The following is a 15,715-nucleotide window of genomic DNA, read 5'->3' as shown; positions in this document are numbered from 1 at the left end:
TTCTGGTACCGGCTGTCCGAGTGAAAGTCGCCACCCCCGTAGCCTGGGGATGTGTCACGGATCGCATACTTCGGCCCCCAGGGGACCTTCACCGAACAGGCCGCGCGGGTCCTCGCCGGCGGCGAAGAGCTGTTTCCGGTCGAGACCGTCCGGCTGGCGATGACGGCCGTCCGCGAGGGCGAGGCCGACGCCGCGTGCGTCCCCATCGAGAACTCGGTCGAGGGCGTGGTGCCCACGACACTCGACGCGTTCAGCGAGTCGACCCCGCTGGTCGCCGTCGCCGAAGCCATCCTGCCCATCCACTTCAGCGTGCTGACCCGCCGCGGCGGGGGCGACATCAAGACCGTCGCCAGCCACCCGCACGCGCTCGCGCAGGTCCGCGAGTGGCTGGAGGCGAACCTGCCGGACGCGAACCCGGTGGCGTCGTCGTCGACGTCGGCGGCCGCGGTCGGCGTGCTGGAGGGCCAGTTCGACGCCGCGGTGTGCGCGCCGGTCGCCGTCGAGCACTACGACCTCGAGGTGCTGGCCACCGAGGTCGCCGACGTCAGCGACGCGGCGACGCGGTTCCTGCTGGTCCGGCCGCCGGGTGAGCTGCCGGAGCCGACGGGTGCCGACCGGACGTCGGTGGTCGCGGCGGCCGTGAACCGCACCGGCACGCTCGCCGAGCTGCTCACCGCGCTGGCCGACCGCGGGATCAACCTCACCCGGCTCGACGCCCGCCCGACGCGCAGCAACTTCGGCGAATACCGCTTCTTCATCGACTTCGAGGGGCACGTGGCCGAGCCGCGGATCCTCGACGCGCTGACGGCGTTGCGCCGGCACTGCCGCAACCTGCGGTTCCTCGGCTCGCACCCGCGGGCCGACGGCACGCGCACCACGATCGAGCCCGGCTACGGCAATGAAGACTTCGTTGACGCCGCCGTGTGGGCCGACGCGGTCCGCAAGGGGGACCAGGCGTGAGGCTGCTGCTCATCCGCCACGGCCAGACCGAAGGGAACGTCCGCGGCGCGCTCGACACCGCGCTGCCCGGCCCGCCGCTCACGGAACTCGGCCGCACGCAGGCCGAGGACCTCGCGTTCCGGCTGGAAGGGGAGCCGATCGTCGGGGTCTACGCGTCGCGGGCGACCCGCGCCCAGCAGACGGCGGCGCCGCTCGCCGCGCGGTTCTCCCTCGACGTCCAGGTCGTCGACGGCGTCCACGAGGTCGTCGCGGGTGATCTGGAAGGGGCGACCGACCACGAGTCGATCCGGACGTACATGGCGGTGGTGCGGCGGTGGACGCTCGGTGAGCTGACGCCGTCGCTGCCCGGCGGCGAGAGCGGCACGAGCGTGCGCACCCGGATGCTCGACGCCGTCGGCCGGCTGCGCGCCAAGCACGAGCAGGCCGACCCGGACGGCGTGATCGCGCTGGTCAGCCACGGTGGCGCGATCCGGCTGTCCGCCGAGTGGCTGGCGCCGAACGTCCACGCCGACACCGCGAACGCGGCGTTGATCCCGAACACCGGCCTGGTCGAGCTGGACGCCCGTCCGGAAGGCCGGTGGCACTGCCTCACCTGGGTTGACACGCCGCTCTGATCGTCACGAAAGTGTGATCCCGTCACGTTTGAGACACGTTTAGTGGGGAATTAACGGGTCGAACCAACCTGCCGCAGATCCGTACGTCTACCCAGTAGCACCACACCAGGGAGGCGATTGACATGGTTCGGACGAAGCTTTCACGGCTGTTCCCGATCGTCGCGGCTTCGGCCGGCGTTCTCGCGCTTTCCGCCTGCGGGAGCGGCGGGACCACGAACGCGGCGAGCAGCTCGACGCCGTCGACCACGGCGTCGCCCACCTCGACGACCGCCACCACGGCCGCGTCGAGCCCGAGCAGCTCGACGCCGGCCACGTCGCCGACCGCCCAGCCCGCGGACAACGGCCTCTGCAAGGCCGGCGACGTCACGCTGTCGCTCGGCCAGGGCGACGCCGGCGCGGGCTCGGTGTACCGGCCGCTGCTCATCAAGAACTCCAGCTCCAAGCCGTGCGAGATCCAGGGCTTCCCCGGCGTCTCCTACGTGGCGGGCAACGACGGGCACCAGGTCGGCAAGGACGCGTTCCGCGAAGGCACCAAGGGCAACGCGGTCAAGCTGAACCCGGGCCAGACCGCGGTCGCCGACATCCAGTTCGTCAACGTGCAGAACTTCGACCCGGGCACCTGCCAGCCGACGGCGGTGAAGGGCCTGCGCATCTACCTGCCGCAGGAGACGGCGTCGAACTTCGTGCCGTCGACGGGCACGGGCTGCGCCAGCACCAAGATCCCGGGCAACCAGCTTTCGGTGAAGACGGTCCACACGTCCTGACTCATCAGATCCGGGCGCAGATTTCCTGAGCCTGCACCAGGTGCCGCTGGCCGGAGATGTCGTTGAAGTGCAGGCTGAGCACCATGCGGCTGACTCCGTCGATGTGGTCGGCCAGCGGCTGGTAGTTCGCGTTGACCTGGGCGGCGGCCGCGGACAGCTCGCGCGCCGCCGTCATCCGGTGCAGCCGTTCGGGCGTGAGGCCGGGCGTCAGCGACGGCTGCGCGTCCCGGCTCGTGTCCGGCAGCTCGCCGACGCGGTCGAGGGCCTGGCACGCGGCCAGCGCGTCGTCGAGCGCGCCCGCGTGCACGCCGGACAGGCCCCACAACAGGCCGAGCACGCCCCCGCCCAGCACGAACCCGGCGACCGCGCACAGCACCAGCAGCCGGCGTGATGGCGGCGGAGCCGGCTTGACTTCCTCCGCCTCGCCCGGAGGCTCGTCGAAGTCGGGCCCGGCGTCGGTGCCGGTGCCGTGGTCCACGGTGTGCATAGCCGCCTCCCACCACCTGGGTGCTGAGACATTTCAGCTCACAAACCCGGATCCTGGTGCTGTAGTGCCACGGCTGAGTCCGATTCGTCATCGAGCGGGGTGCGCCGCAGCGCGACCGACGCGAACGCGGCGATCACCAGCATCACCAGTCCGGACGCGGCGAACGTCCGCGCCGCCGTGCCGAGCGCCTCGGTCAGGACCCCGCCGAGCAGTGCGCCGAGCGGGATCGCGCCCCAGACGACCGTGCGCCACACCCCGAGCACCCGGCCGAGCAGCTCGCCGGGCACCAGCGTGTGCCGCGCGGTCGCGAGCACGACGTTCACCGCGACCACCGCGGCCGCGAACAGGCCGAACAGGGCGGCGCCCGCGACCGGCGAGCGGACCAGGCCCATCCCGCCGAACCCGGCACCGCAGCCGAGGATCCCGCCGACGACGACCGCGCGCCGCCCGGCCGCGCGCACGAGCCGCGGCGCGACGCCCGCGCCCAGCAGGCCGCCGATCCCGCCGACGAACGCGAAGAACCCGAACGCCGCGTCAGACAGGTGGAGGTCGTCGAGCGCGTACAGCACGAGCTGTGCCTGCGCGAGCTCGCTGACCAGGCTGAGCAGCCCGGCGATGACGACCAGCCGCAGGAGCAGCGCGTTCCCGCGCAGCCAGCGCAGGCCGTCGGCCAGCTCGGTGCGCAGCCGGGTGGGCTCGCGGACTTCGCCCCGCGCGCGGTAGGTGCCGGCGAGCCCGAGCAGCACCGCGGCCGCGATCGCGAAGCCCGCGGAGTTGAGGATGAACGGGAAGGCGGCGAAGAGCGCGAAGGCCATGCTGCCGATCGGGCCGCCGAGGAACGTCTGGCCGACGATCTCGCACGCCTGCAGCTTGCTGTTGGCCGCGTCGAGCGAGCCGTCGCCGACGACCGCCGGGATCAGGGCGTTGGCCGCGCTGTCCGCGATCGTCTCGGCGGTCCCGATGACCAGGGCGGTGAGGTAGACCAGCCAGATCGTCATCCCGCCGGTGGCGACGAGCACGGCGAGGGTGCCGACCGCGACGGCGCGGGCGGTGTTCGCGACGATCATCGCGCGCCGCCGGTCGATCCGGTCGACTAGCGCGCCGGCGACGGCGGCGAACAGCAGCCACGGCAGGAACTGGGTGGCGGACAGCCCGGCGATCAGCACGGGATCGTGGGTCAGCGTCGTCGCCAGCAGGGGCAGGGCCACCTTGCCGATGCCGTCGCCGAGGTGCGAGGCGGCGCTCGACGTCAGCAGCCACGTGAGTCTTCGGGTCTTGTCCATCCGGCCCCCCAAGGCACGTATCGCAGTCGCCCCATGACTTCGGGTAACAGGATAAGCGCGTGGTCAGCCGGTGGCGGTCACGTTGTCACTACTAGTGAGAGGTCAGCCCCAGCCGAGCTCGTGCAGCCGGGCGTCGTCGATGCCGAAGTGGTGGCCCAGCTCGTGCACGACGGTGATCAGGACCTCCTCGACGACCTCGTCCTCGTCTTCGCACATGGCGAGGATCGGCTGCCGGTAGATCGAGATCCGGTCGGGCAGCACCCCGCCGTAGGACGACGTCCGCTCGGTCAGCGCGATCCCGTGGTAGAGCCCGAGGATGTTCGGCGCCTCGTCGTTGAACTCCTCGACGAGCACGACGACGTTGTCCATCGCCCGCGCGAACTCGGCGGGCACCTCGTCGAGGGCGTCCGAGACCAGCTCCTCGAACCGCTCCCGGCTCATCTCGACGGGCATCAGCCGGCGGCCTTCGTCGACGGCGGGGCGGAGCTCGACGTGGCCGGACCGCCGCCCCCGTCCTGGGGCTGGCCGCCGTCGGGCTGACCGCCGTCGGGGCCGCCGGGCGCGGCCTTGAGGCTGCCGGTCACCGCCTGCAGGCCGCTCTTGTCCGGCAGGATCGCCGCGACCTTGCAGTTGACCTTGGTCGATCCGGCGTCCCAGCTCTCCTGCTCCCGCAGGTCCCAGGTCAGGATCAGCTTCTTCGCGTTCAGGTCGGCGCCGTCCGTGTAGTTCGCCGCCTGCTTGGTGCACTCGGTGTCGAGCCAGGCCTTCTGGTCGTCCTGCGACGGGTAGGCGTCCTTGAACTTCGACTTGAGATCGAGGGTCGCGATGATCTCGTAGGAGTGCGGCTTCGCGCAGTCGACCGGGTCGCCGACGCCCTTGCCCTGCAACGCGAGGCAGGTACCCGGCTCGAAGACGAGCGACTGGTCCTGCGTCTTGGCCGGTCCGGTGGTCGGCAGCAGCCGGCCGCCGGGCCCGGCCCACTGCAGGCCGCACCGCAGCTGGCGGTCGCCGTCGTCCCACTGCGACGGCGTCGGGCGCAGCAGGTTCGTGGAGAGCTTGCCGTACGGGTCGAGGTTGTGGCCGAGGTACGGCTTCACGTCGGCGGTGCACTTCTGCTGCGCGATCTGCTGCCACTGCTCCAGCGACGGCACCGGCGCGCCCGCCGGGAACTGGGCGCCGATGTCGACGAGCGTGGTCACCTCGAACAGGTGTGGCTGGGTGCAGGCCACCTTGCGCGCGTCGCTGGCGTCCGGGTTGTCCCAGGTCAGGCAGGAGCCCGGCGGGGAGTGGAAGGCCTCTTCGGCCTGCGCCGAGAGCTTACCCGCTCCGCCGCCGGCGCCGCCGGCGAAGCCGCCGCTGCCGGAGAACAGGACGCTGAGAGCGAGCGCGATGAGCGCGCCCGCGAAGATCCCGCCCATCACGACGCGGGTGCGCAGCGTCTGCGTGGCGGTGGGGAACCGATCGGCGCTGGGAGACATCGCAGTCCATGATGCCCGCGCCGCGCGCGACGTGCGCGATCCGGGTGGTTAGGGTGGGTGACGGTTTCGTGGTGGGCCGGGATTACGGAGCGCACATGACGCAGGACAGCAACACTGGGGACCAGCCGCCCCCGGAGCCGCCGAAGCGCGGTTCGATGAGGTTCCAGGACTCGAACACGCAGCCGAAGCAGCCCTCGCTCGCCGAGCAGCGCGCCCGCCAGCAGGCACTGGCGCAGGAAGAGCGTGACGAAGAGCTGGCGCGCCAAGCGGACGCCAAGGCCGCGACCCGGCGCAAGATCCTCATCGGCAGCGGCGTCACGGTCGGGCTCGTCGGCTTGGTCGCGACGTTCTACACGGTCGCCAAGCCGGCCGGCGAGGTGACCGCGGTCTGCACCGACTCGAACGGCGTCGTCCAGAACGACGACTACTGCGACGACTCCTACGTGAGCAGCCACGGCGGCTACCACAGCGGTGGCTTCCTGTTCCTGCCGATCCCGGGCGGCGGCTACAACAGCTACCGCTACAACTACGGCGGCACCGGCACGATCGGCCAGCGCGTCTCCGGTGGCTCGTACGACGCGCCTTCGTCGCGCACCAGCGTCAACACGAAGTCCGGCAAGTCCGTCCAGCGCGGCGGCTTCGGCATCAGCGGGAAGAGCGGCAGCACCGGGGGTACCGGCAGCAGCGGCAAGAGCGGGGGATCGTAGGTGTACCGGGACCGGCGTGAGCCGCGGCGCGACTGGCAGCGGATCGTCGAGGAGCAGGGACTCGTCTACGGCACGCCGGCCCGCGACAGCAGCGGCCGGGTGCGGCCGTACTGGGACGAGTCCGTGCACTACGTCTTCGACATGGACGAGGTCCTCAGCCTCGAGGCCGACGTCGAGCTGCTCCACTCGATGTGCCTCGAAGCCGTCGACAACGTCGTGACGACCGAGGGCTACCAGCGCTTCGGCATCCCCGAGTGGGTCTGGCCGCACATCGCCGAGTCGTGGAAGCGGCAGGACCCGCACGTCTACGGCCGGTTCGACCTGCGCTACGACGGCAAGTCGCCGGCGAAGCTGCTCGAGTACAACGCGGACACGCCGACCACGCTGCTGGAGGCGTCGCTGCTGCAGTGGCACTGGAAGACCGACGTCTTCCCGGACGACGATCAGTGGAACTCGATCCACGAGAAGCTCGTCGAGCGTTGGACACAGCTCCAGGACAAGCTGCCGTCGAACGAACTGCACTTCACCTGGTCGGCGGCCGACCCGTCCGGCGAGGACAACGTCACCACGGCGTACCTGCAGGAGACCGCCGCCGAAGCCGGACTGGACACGGTGGGGCTGGCGATCGAGGAGATCGGCTGGGACCCGGTGCTCAAGCGGTTCGTCGACCTCGAAGAGCAGCAGATGGCAACCGTGCTGAAGCTGTACCCGTGGGAGTGGGTGGTCGACGAGGAGTTCGGCCGCCACGCCGTCGAGTCGCTGCCGCGGACGCTGTGGATCGAGCCGCTCTGGAAGATGATCCTCTCCAACAAGACGCTGCTGGCGATCCTGTGGGAGAACTACCCCGGCCACCCGAACCTGCTGCCCGCGTTCGCCGACGACCCCGGCCTGCTCACCGAGTACGTCCGCAAGCCGAAGCTCGGCCGTGAGGGCGCGAACGTCCAGATCGTCGCGCCCGGCTACGAGACCCAGACCGACGGCGTCTACGGCGCCGAAGGCTTCGTCTACCAGGCGTTCGACCCGCTGCCCGAGTTCGACGGCTACCGGCCGGCGCTCGGCGCGTGGATCGTCGGGGACAGCTCGGCCGGCCTGGGCATCCGGGAGACCGGCGGCCTGGTCACCGACGACGGTGCCGCATTCGTCCCCCACCGCATCCCCGAAGCGTGATACAACACCGTCGCTGATCAGCCCTTTCTCCTGGGAGACAATTCGTGAACACGACCCTTGCGCTGTCCGACACGTTCGGCTCCGACCTCGTGCGGGGGATCGGCGCGATCCTGCTGTACGGCGTCGTCGGCCTGCTGCTGATGTTCGCCGGCTTCTACGCGATCGACTGGACCACGCCGGGCAAGCTGTCGAAGCTGGTGCACGCGGGCCTGCCGAACGCCGTGATCATCACCGCGTCCGGGCTGCTCGCGATGTCGTTCATCATCGTGGTGGCGATCTTCAACTCGGCCAGCGACCTGACCGGGGGCCTGATCACCTCGCTGGTCTACGGCCTGCTCGGGATCGCCGTCCAGGTCATCGCGGTGCGGCTGCTCGAATGGGCGACCCGGATCGACGTCGGCACGATGATCGAGAGCGAGAAGTTCGAGCCCGCCAGCGTCGTGGTCGCGGCCGCGCACGTCGCGCTGGGCCTCGTGATCGCGGTCGGCATCTCCTGAGCGTGGCCACGCTGAGCCGTTCGCACTAGCGTGGGGTTCGTGCGCCTCCTGAGGACACCGGACGACCGGTTCACGGACCTGCCCGACTTCCCCTTCGAGCCGAAGTACGCCGAGCTCGACGACCCCCACGGCGGTGTGATCAGAGTCGGCTACGTCGAGGCCGGCCCCGCCGACGGCCGGCCCGTGCTGCTGCTGCACGGCGAGCCGAGCTGGTCGTTCCTCTACCGCAAGATGCTGCCGGTGCTGGCGTCGGCCGGGCTGCGTGCGATCGCGCCGGACCTGGTCGGGTTTGGGCGGTCGGACAAGCCGGGCGACCTGGCGGACCACACGTACGCGCGTCACGTCGAGTGGATGCGCGGGTTCGCGTTCGACGCGCTCGACCTGCGGGACGTCACGCTGGTCGGCCAGGACTGGGGCGGCCTGATCGGGCTGCGGCTGGTGGCGGAGAACCCCTCGCGCTTCTCCCGGGTGGTGGCGGCCAACACGGGCCTGCCCACCGGCGACATCGACATGCCGCCGGTGTGGCACTCGTTCCGCGAGGCCGTCCAGAAGGCGCCGATCCTGGACGTGGCGCGGTTCGTGCAGTCGGGATGCCGCTCGACGTTGTCCGAGGACGTGCGCGCGGCCTACGACGCGCCGTTCCCGAACGAGATGTACAAGGCGGCCCCGCGCGCGATGCCGGGACTGGTGCCCTACCGCCCGGACGACCCGGCGTCCGAGGCGAACCGGGCGGCCTGGAAGACGTTGACGGACCTGGAGATCCCGTTCCTGGTGGCGTTCTCCGACGGCGACCCGATCACCGGCGGGATGGCCCCGATCCTGCGGCGCTCGATGAAGGGTGCGCAGGGGGTGGAGCACCCGGTGATCGCGGGAGCCGGGCACTTCCTGCAGGAGGACGCGGGCGAGGAGCTGGCCGAGCACGTGGCGCGCTTCGTCCGCGGCTAGACCTCCAGCGACTGGGTGCCGAGGACGGCGGCGAGGTCCAGGCGATCGGCGTCCTCGGTGCCGGGTTCGGCGGTGTAGACGGTGATGCGCAGGTCGTCCAGTGCGACGAGCAGGGTGTCGCAGTCCAGGGTGATCCGGCCGACCGCCGGGTGGTCGACGGTCTTGCGCCGGGACGGGTCGCTCAGGGGCGGCGGGTCCTCGGCGTCCCAGAGCTCGGCGAAGCGCGGGCTGCCGGCGGCCATCTCGGCGATCAGGCGCCGCAAGGCGTGGTCGGCCGGGTAGCGCGACGCCGTCAACCGCAGGTCGGCCACGAGCCGCGCCTCGTGCTCGGCCTGTTCCCGCGGGGTGTGGACGACCCGCGAGGGCAGCCGGGTGACGTTGCGCCAGACGGCGTTGCGGTCCAGGCCACGCCAGGTCGTCGTGTCGCCCATCAGCGCGTGGTACGGCGCGTTCGCCAGCACGAGCGTCCAGGTGGCGTCGTAGACGACGACCGGGGTGTGGGACAGCCGGTCGAGCAGCCGCTGCACGCTCGGGGCGACGCGCGACGGCACCACGTCCGGGCCGGGGGCGGCGTGCCCGGCCAGCCGGTAGAGCAGGTCGCGTTCGGGGTCGGCCAGGCGCAGTGCCCGGGCGAGCGACTCCACGACCTGCGCTGACGGCGCGGTCGCGCGCCCCTGTTCGAGGCGGGTCAGGTAGTCGGCCGAGATGCCGGCGAGCGCGGCCAGCTCTTCGCGGCGCAGCCCGCTGGCCCGGCGCCGGCGGCCCGCCGGGACGCCGACGGCCTCGGGCGCCACCCGGTCGCGCCAGCGGCGCACCGTACGGCCGAACTCCCACTCCGCCACGCCGTCCATTCTGGCCGAGCCGGCTCCGGTTGTCCTGGTCCTGGCAGTCCTACGAAAACCGGACGACTGGTTGCGGCGCCGGCGTTCTCGCAGGCTGAAGCCATGACCGAACCAGGAACCGTGCTCATCACCGGCCCGACCCGCAACCTCGGCCGGCACACCGTGCTGGCCCTCGCCGGCCGACCCGAAGCGCAGCGCCCCGACCTGCTGCTGGTCGGCCGCGCCGGGCCCGACCTGACCGCCGTCGCCGACGAGGCTCGCGCCCTCGGCGCCCGCGTCCGCGAGATCGGCGGCGACCTGTCGAGCCTGGCCGACGTCCGGGGTGCCGCGGCCACCGCCCGCGACCTGCTCGCCGCCGGCGCCGTCCGTCCGCTGCGCGCGCTGGTCGCCAACGCCGGCTTGATGTCGGCCGACACCCGGCGGGCCTCGGTCGACGGCTACGAGCTGACCTTCGCGGTCGACTACCTCGCCCACGCCCAGCTCATCGGCGACCTGCTCGGCTCGTTCGCCGCTCCGGCGCGGGTCGTGCTGGTCGGCTCGAACACCTACCACGCGAACTTCTGGCGCAAGCTGCTGCACGTGCCCGAGGCCGACTGGGCCGACCCGCTCGAGATCGCCCGCCCGGCGACCGGCGACCAGGCCCCGGGCATGGAGGCCGCCGGCGTCGCTTACTCCAACGCCAAGCTGGCGATCCTTTATTACGCCCACGAACTGCAGCGTCACGCCGGAGCGGACGTCGGCGTTTCGGTGTTCGAACCCGGCTGGATGCCCGGTACCGCACTGGGCCGCGGCGCACCCGCGGCGTTCCAGGCGATGAGCCGCGCCCTGGCCCGGATCCCCGGCGTGTCGACGCCGCGCCGCTCGGGACCACTGCTGGCCGCGATGGTCGTCGACGGCAAGTGGGCCCACCTGCGTGACGGCGCCTTCGTGCTGAAGGACCGGCTGACCGAGGTCGAGCCGGTCGCTCACGACCGCGATCGTGAGCGCCGGCTGTGGGAGGCGACCGCCGAGCTGCTGGAGCGCGCGACCTCGCCGCGTTAGGCGAGCGCGGCGTGCGTCGCCGCCAGTGCGTCGACCAGGATGTCCAGCCCCTCCCGGGCTTCCTCGGCGGTGAGGGTCATCGGCGGGCCCAGCCTCAGCACGTTGCCGTGCAGGCCGCCCTTGCCGATCAGCAGCCCGCGCTTCTTCGTCTCCTCCAGCATCCGCGCGGCGGCCGCGACGTTCGGCTCGGTCGTGCCCGGCTTGATCAGCTCCACCCCGATCATCAGGCCCTTGCCCCGGACCTCGGCCACGATCGGCGACGTCGCGGCCTGAAGACCGGAGATGAGCTGCGCACCCCGGGCCGCGCAGTTCGCCTGGAGGTCGTGGTCCTTGATGTAGTCCAGCACCGCCGTCGCGCCGGCCATCGACACCGGGTTGCCGCCGAACGTCGAGAACGACTGGGCCTGGAAGCAATCCAGCACGTCGCCGCGGGCCACCACGCCGCCGACCGCGAGGCCGTTGCCCAGGCCCTTCGCGAACGTCATCATGTCCGGCGTCACGCCGTGGGCGTCGATGCCCCAGAAGTGCTCGCCCGTGCGACCCCAGCCGGTCTGGACCTCGTCGGAGATGAACAGGACCCCGTACGAATCCAGGACCTCCTTCATGGCCCGGAACAGCCCGTCCGGCGGGAGGCTGAACCCGCCGACGCCCTGGATCGGCTCGGCGATCAGGCACGCGACGTCGCCCGCGGTCGCCGTGTCCAGGACGTCGACGAGGTCCGCGACGCAGGCCTTGATGTAGTCGGCGTCCGACAGGTCCCGGAACGGGCTCCGATAGCGGTAGCCGCCGTGGACGTAGTTGACCTTGACCGGGCTCAGCGCCGACGCCGACCAGCCGCGGTTGCCGGTGATCGCGACCGTCCCGAAGGACCGGCCGTGGTAGGAGTTGCGCATCGCCAGCACCTGGTTGCTGCGCCGGAACTGCGTCGCCAGCATCAACGCCGTGTCGTTCGCCTCGCTGCCGGAGTTGGTGAAGAACACCTTCGCGTCCGGGATGTTCGACAGCTTCGCGATCCGCTCGGCCAGCTCGACCTGCGAGCGGATCAGATACAGGGTCGAGGTGTGCAGGATGCCGGTGTCGAGCTGCTTGCGGACCGCGTCGCCGATCTCGGCGACGTCGTAGCCCATCGAGTTGGTCAGCACCCCGGCGAAGAAGTCGAGGTAGGTGCGGCCCTGCGCGTCCGTCATCCGCCGGTCGTGCGCGTGCACGATCTCGATCGGCTCTTCGTAGAGCAGGGACATCCAGGACGGCATGACTGCGCGGTGCCGGGCGAGCAGCTCGTCGGTCATCGGGGCGCCTCCTCCGTGTTTCCTGGAGTATGAGGACGCCGTGAACAGCGCTTCAACGATCAGACTGTCGGGATAACCCAGTAGGGACGCACAGTCTGTACGGACTACCCTTTGTCTTCGTGATTGACCCCAGGACTCTGCGCGATGACCCGGAAGCCGTGCGCGCGTCGCAGCGCGCCCGTGGCGAAGACGAGGGAGTGGTCGACAAGCTGCTCTCCCTCGACACCCGGCGCCGCTCTGCCATCGCGGCCGCGGACAAGCTGCGCAACGAGCAGAAGCTCCTGGGCAAGCAGATCCCCAAGGCGCCGCCGGAGGAGAAGCAGCAGCTGCTGGCCACGGCCAAGGAGCTCGCCGCCCAGGTCAAGGCCGCCGAGGTCGAGCAGAACACCGCGTCGGAGGAGTTCGACCAGCTCTTCCGCACCGTCGCGAACCTCGTGCACCCGGACGCCCCGGTCGGCGGCGAGGACGACTTCACCGTGCTCAAGCACGTCGGCGAGCCGAAGAAGTTCGACTTCACCCCGAAGGACCACCTCGAGCTGCTCGAAGCGCTCGGCGGCGTCGACATGGAACGCGGCGCGAAGGTCTCGGGCTCGCGGTTCTACTTCCTCACCGGCGTCGGTGCGCAGCTGCAGCTCGGCCTGCTCAACATGGCCATCGCGCAGGCGCTCGAAAACGGCTTCACGCCGATGATCACGCCGTCGCTGGTCCGTCCCGAGATCATGGCCGGCACCGGCTTCCTCGGCCAGCACTCGAGCGAGATCTACCACCTCGAGGACGACGACCTGTACCTCGTCGGGACGTCGGAGGTGCCGCTGGCCGGCTTCCACGCCGACGAGATCCTCGACCTGACCGACGCGAAGCGCTACGCGGGCTGGTCGTCCTGCTACCGCCGCGAGGCCGGGTCGTACGGCAAGGACACCCGCGGCATCATCCGCGTCCACCAGTTCGACAAGGTGGAGATGTTCGTCTACACCAAGCCGGAGGACGCCGAGGCCGAGCACGAGCGGCTGCTGGCCTGGGAAGAGCAGATGCTCGCCAAGATCGAGGTGCCCTACCGGGTCATCGACACCGCGACCGGCGACCTCGGCACGTCCGCGCACCGCAAGTTCGACTGCGAGGCGTGGATCCCCACCCAGGACACCTACCGCGAGCTGACTTCGACGTCCAACTGCACGACGTTCCAGGCTCGCCGGCTGTCGGTGCGCTACCGCGGCGAGAACGGCAAGCCGCTGATCGCCGCGACGCTCAACGGCACACTGGCCACCACCCGGTGGATCGTCGCGATCGTCGAGAACCACCAGCAGGAGGACGGCTCGGTCCGCGTGCCCGAGGCGCTGCGCCCGTTCGTCGGCGGCAAGGAAGTCCTCACGCCCCGCTGAATCCGCGGATCCCCGGTGCCCTCCCGTTCGTCCCAGTACAGTCCGGGCCGAACGGGAGGATGCATGCGCATGAAGCGGCAGGTCGTGGCGGTTGTGGCCGCCTTGACCGTGGTGTCCGGCTGCACCGTGGCCGTCGGCGGCTCGGCGTCGCCGGTGCCGGGACAGGGCCCGATCGTCAAGGCCGTCGACGCCTGCACGCTGCTCGACGCGACCCAGCTCGACGCCCTCGGTTACCAGGCCGAGGGCCGCTCGGTGCCGGAGAACAAGAAGCAGGTCCAGACCCCGATGTGCCTGTGGAACACGAAGGACGACGTCGAGCCGTCGGCCATCCTGAACGTCGGGTACACCACGGACCTCGACTTCACCGAGTACATCGCCGGCGCCGTCCCGAAGTCCGAGCCGCAGCAGATCGGCGGCTTCAGCTGGACGCAGTACCCGTCGCTCCTCGCCGACGACTGCGTGTTCTACGCGATCCTCGGCGACAAGTCCTTCGCGTACGTGAGCGTGTCCGAACCGCCCCTCGACAAGTCGTGCGAGCTGGCCAAGACGGTGATCCCGCAGGTCGCGGCCCACCTGCCCGGCGGGCGGCAGGCGCCGTCGATCACCCCGACGGGGTCGGCGAAGGCGGCGCCGGGCGGGCCGCTGCTGTCGGCCGACCCGTGCGCGATGCTCAAGCCCGACCAGGTCGCGCAGCTGAAGAACATCTCGCCGACCGGGGAGAAGGACACCTCGTCCTCGGTGCCGAACGCGTCCTACTGCCTCTGGGACGACACCGACGGCGACCAGGGCCAGAAGGCGTTCGAGGTCTGGTTCGGCCCGAGCACGCCGGCCGGGGACTGGCCGGGCACGCAGGGCGTGACCCCGACGGAGACGGTCGACGTCGGCGGCAAGAAGTGGGGCGTCTTCCCGAACCTGGGCGGCCTGCGCGTGACCTGCGGCGCGACCCTGCCGATCACCGGCACGTCGTCGGTGCAGGTGGTCAGCGGGTTCATCGGCGACGACACCAAGACGTGCGACCTGGTCAAGCAGGGCCTGCCGCTGGTGACGGCGAACCTGCCGAGCTAGCTCTCCGACACCTGGTCGGCGATGTGGCGCGCGATCTCGAGCGCGCTCGTCGCGGCCGGCGACGGCGCGTTCAGGACGTGCACCTGGTCGCGCGCGGTCTCGATGAGGAAGTCGTCGACGAGCGAGCCGTCGCGGCGCATCGCCTGCGCGCGGACGCCGGAGCCGTGGCGGACGATGTCGGCTTCGGTGACGGCCGGGACGAGCCGGGCGAGGCTCGCGGCGAAGCGCTTCTTCGAGAACGAGCGGCGGACCTCGTCGAGGCCGGTCGGGAACGCGTACTTCTGCGCGAGCCGCCAGACGCCGGGGAAGGCCGCCACCTCGGCGACGTCCTTGGCGGAGAAGTCGGCCCAGCGGTAGCCCTCGCGGCGCAGCGCGAGCACGGCGTTCGGGCCGGCGTGCACGCTGCCGTCGAGCATCCGCGTGAGGTGCACGCCGAGGAACGGCAGCGTCGGGTCGGGCACCGGGTAGATCAGGCCCTTGACCAGGCCGCGGCGCTCGGGCTTGAGCTCGTAGTACTCGCCGCGGAACGGCACGATCTTCGCCGACGGCGTCAGGCCGGCCAGCCGCGCGACGCGGTCGGAGTGCAGGCCGGCGCAGTTCACGAGCCCGTCCGCGACGATGACGTCTTCGCCGGTCGCGACCTCGACCCCGCCGTTGCTCCCGGCACGGATGGCCAGCGCGGGGCTGTTCAGCCGGAGGTCGACGCCGGCTTCGTCGAGCAGCCGGACGAGCGCCTGGCACACGCCGGGGAAGTCGATGGTCCCGGTGGACTCGACCCGCAGCGCGGCGACGCAGGCGACCTCGGGCTCGTACTCGCGCGCCTCGGCGGCCGAGATCTTCTTCGCCGGGACGCCGTTGGCTTCGGCCCGCTCGGCGAGCGTGTTCAGCGCCGGGATCTCCTTCTCGTCGGTCGCGACGACGAGCTTCCCGCAGACCTCGACGGGCACGCCGTACTGGCGCGCGAAGTCCACGATGGACCGGTTCCCGGCGACGGACATCCGCGCCTTGAAGGACCCGGGCTTGTAGTAGAGCCCGGCGTGCACGACGTTCGAGTTGTGCCCGGTCTGGTGCGCCGCCCAGCGCGGCTCCTTCTCCAGCACGGTGACGTCCAGCCCGCGCCTGGTCAGCTCCCAGGCCACGGCCAGACCGACGATCCCGCCCCCGACGACCACCACGTTGCGCACGATCGACCAGGCT

17 protein-coding genes are annotated in these 15,715 nt (G+C 71.2%); 10 read left to right on the top strand and 7 right to left on the bottom strand.

The genetic code is table 11. From position 1 onward, the window contains the following. Positions 1–51: 51 nt before the first annotated feature. The 3 genes from pheA to OG738_RS10580 all read left to right on the top strand — a co-directional run bounded on the left by pheA (position 52) and on the right by OG738_RS10580 (position 2,338). Complete coding sequence (pheA, locus tag OG738_RS10590; RefSeq protein WP_329053236.1) at positions 52–960, top strand: prephenate dehydratase; 909 nt, start codon at positions 52–54, stop codon at positions 958–960. After that, positions 957–1,574, top strand: coding sequence for a histidine phosphatase family protein (locus OG738_RS10585; RefSeq protein ID WP_329053235.1), 618 nt, complete (start codon positions 957–959; stop codon positions 1,572–1,574). The genes pheA and OG738_RS10585 overlap by 4 nt, the downstream gene beginning before the upstream one ends. Before the next feature lie 122 nt (positions 1,575–1,696). Then, entirely contained in the window at positions 1,697–2,338 is a 642-nt protein-coding gene (locus OG738_RS10580; protein ID WP_442875883.1) for a DUF4232 domain-containing protein, read from the top strand. Positions 2,339–2,342: 4 nt separating this feature from the next. Here the strand turns inward: OG738_RS10580 and OG738_RS10575 are convergent, their stop codons facing one another. From OG738_RS10575 to OG738_RS10560, 4 genes are all read right to left on the bottom strand, one after another. Then, on the bottom strand, positions 2,343–2,825 hold the full coding sequence (locus OG738_RS10575; protein ID WP_329053233.1) for a hypothetical protein: 483 nt from the start codon (positions 2,823–2,825) through the stop codon (positions 2,343–2,345). Between the two features lie 38 nt (positions 2,826–2,863). Beyond that, positions 2,864–4,108, bottom strand: coding sequence for an MFS transporter (locus tag OG738_RS10570; protein ID WP_329053232.1), 1,245 nt, complete (start codon positions 4,106–4,108; stop codon positions 2,864–2,866). Positions 4,109–4,210: 102 nt separating this feature from the next. After that, complete coding sequence (locus tag OG738_RS10565) at positions 4,211–4,561, bottom strand: metallopeptidase family protein (protein WP_329053231.1); 351 nt, start codon at positions 4,559–4,561, stop codon at positions 4,211–4,213. Beyond that, positions 4,561–5,586 (bottom strand): septum formation family protein, encoded by a 1,026-nt coding sequence (locus OG738_RS10560; protein WP_329053230.1) that lies wholly within the window; start codon positions 5,584–5,586, stop codon positions 4,561–4,563. The genes OG738_RS10565 and OG738_RS10560 overlap by 1 nt, the downstream gene beginning before the upstream one ends. Before the next feature lie 95 nt (positions 5,587–5,681). Here OG738_RS10560 and OG738_RS10555 point away from each other — a divergent pair, with 95 nt between their 5' ends. Genes OG738_RS10555 through OG738_RS10540 form a run of 4 tightly spaced genes read left to right on the top strand, consistent with a single transcriptional unit; the run spans position 5,682 to position 8,902 of the window. Next, positions 5,682–6,293, top strand: a complete 612-nt coding sequence (locus tag OG738_RS10555) for a hypothetical protein (protein WP_329053229.1) — start codon at positions 5,682–5,684, stop codon at positions 6,291–6,293. Continuing rightward, on the top strand, positions 6,294–7,460 hold the full coding sequence (locus OG738_RS10550; protein ID WP_329053228.1) for a glutathionylspermidine synthase family protein: 1,167 nt from the start codon (positions 6,294–6,296) through the stop codon (positions 7,458–7,460). Between the two features lie 44 nt (positions 7,461–7,504). Further along, complete coding sequence (locus tag OG738_RS10545) at positions 7,505–7,957, top strand: DUF350 domain-containing protein (RefSeq protein ID WP_329053227.1); 453 nt, start codon at positions 7,505–7,507, stop codon at positions 7,955–7,957. A 39-nt stretch (positions 7,958–7,996) separates the two neighbouring features. Then, positions 7,997–8,902, top strand: a complete 906-nt coding sequence (locus OG738_RS10540; RefSeq protein WP_329053226.1) for a haloalkane dehalogenase — start codon at positions 7,997–7,999, stop codon at positions 8,900–8,902. Here the strand turns inward: OG738_RS10540 and OG738_RS10535 are convergent. Beyond that, a complete protein-coding gene (locus OG738_RS10535) occupies positions 8,899–9,744 on the bottom strand; it encodes a helix-turn-helix transcriptional regulator (protein ID WP_442875882.1) in 846 nt (281 codons plus the stop codon). The genes OG738_RS10540 and OG738_RS10535 overlap by 4 nt on opposite strands. 102 nt (positions 9,745–9,846) lie before the next feature. Here OG738_RS10535 and OG738_RS10530 point away from each other — a divergent pair, with 102 nt between their 5' ends. Continuing rightward, entirely contained in the window at positions 9,847–10,785 is a 939-nt protein-coding gene (locus OG738_RS10530) for an SDR family NAD(P)-dependent oxidoreductase (protein WP_329053222.1), read from the top strand. On the opposite strand, the gene OG738_RS10525 is transcribed toward OG738_RS10530, so the two are convergent. Next, the gene (locus OG738_RS10525; RefSeq protein WP_329053220.1) at positions 10,782–12,074 is read right to left on the bottom strand and encodes an aspartate aminotransferase family protein; all 1,293 of its coding nucleotides are present in this window, start codon (positions 12,072–12,074) and stop codon (positions 10,782–10,784) included. The genes OG738_RS10530 and OG738_RS10525 overlap by 4 nt on opposite strands. A 119-nt stretch (positions 12,075–12,193) precedes the next feature. Here OG738_RS10525 and serS point away from each other — a divergent pair, with 119 nt between their 5' ends. After that, positions 12,194–13,453 (top strand): serine--tRNA ligase, encoded by a 1,260-nt coding sequence (gene serS, locus OG738_RS10520; RefSeq protein WP_329053219.1) that lies wholly within the window; start codon positions 12,194–12,196, stop codon positions 13,451–13,453. Positions 13,454–13,516: 63 nt separating this feature from the next. Further along, positions 13,517–14,518 carry a DUF3558 family protein gene (locus tag OG738_RS10515; RefSeq protein ID WP_329053218.1) on the top strand — a complete coding sequence of 334 codons (1,002 nt, stop codon included), beginning with the start codon at positions 13,517–13,519 and terminating at the stop codon, positions 14,516–14,518. Here OG738_RS10515 and lhgO read toward each other — a convergent pair. Further along, entirely contained in the window at positions 14,515–15,702 is a 1,188-nt protein-coding gene (lhgO, locus tag OG738_RS10510) for an L-2-hydroxyglutarate oxidase (RefSeq protein ID WP_329053217.1), read from the bottom strand. The two genes, OG738_RS10515 and lhgO, sit on opposite strands and share 4 nt — an antisense overlap. Positions 15,703–15,715: the final 13 nt, after the last annotated feature.

Origin of the sequence: Amycolatopsis sp. NBC_01488 (genome assembly GCF_036227105.1) — a bacterium.
Taxonomy (GTDB): Bacteria; Actinomycetota; Actinomycetes; order Mycobacteriales; family Pseudonocardiaceae; genus Amycolatopsis.
Note: the sequence above shows the minus strand (reverse complement) of the source record. Positions and strands in the feature narration are given on the sequence as shown.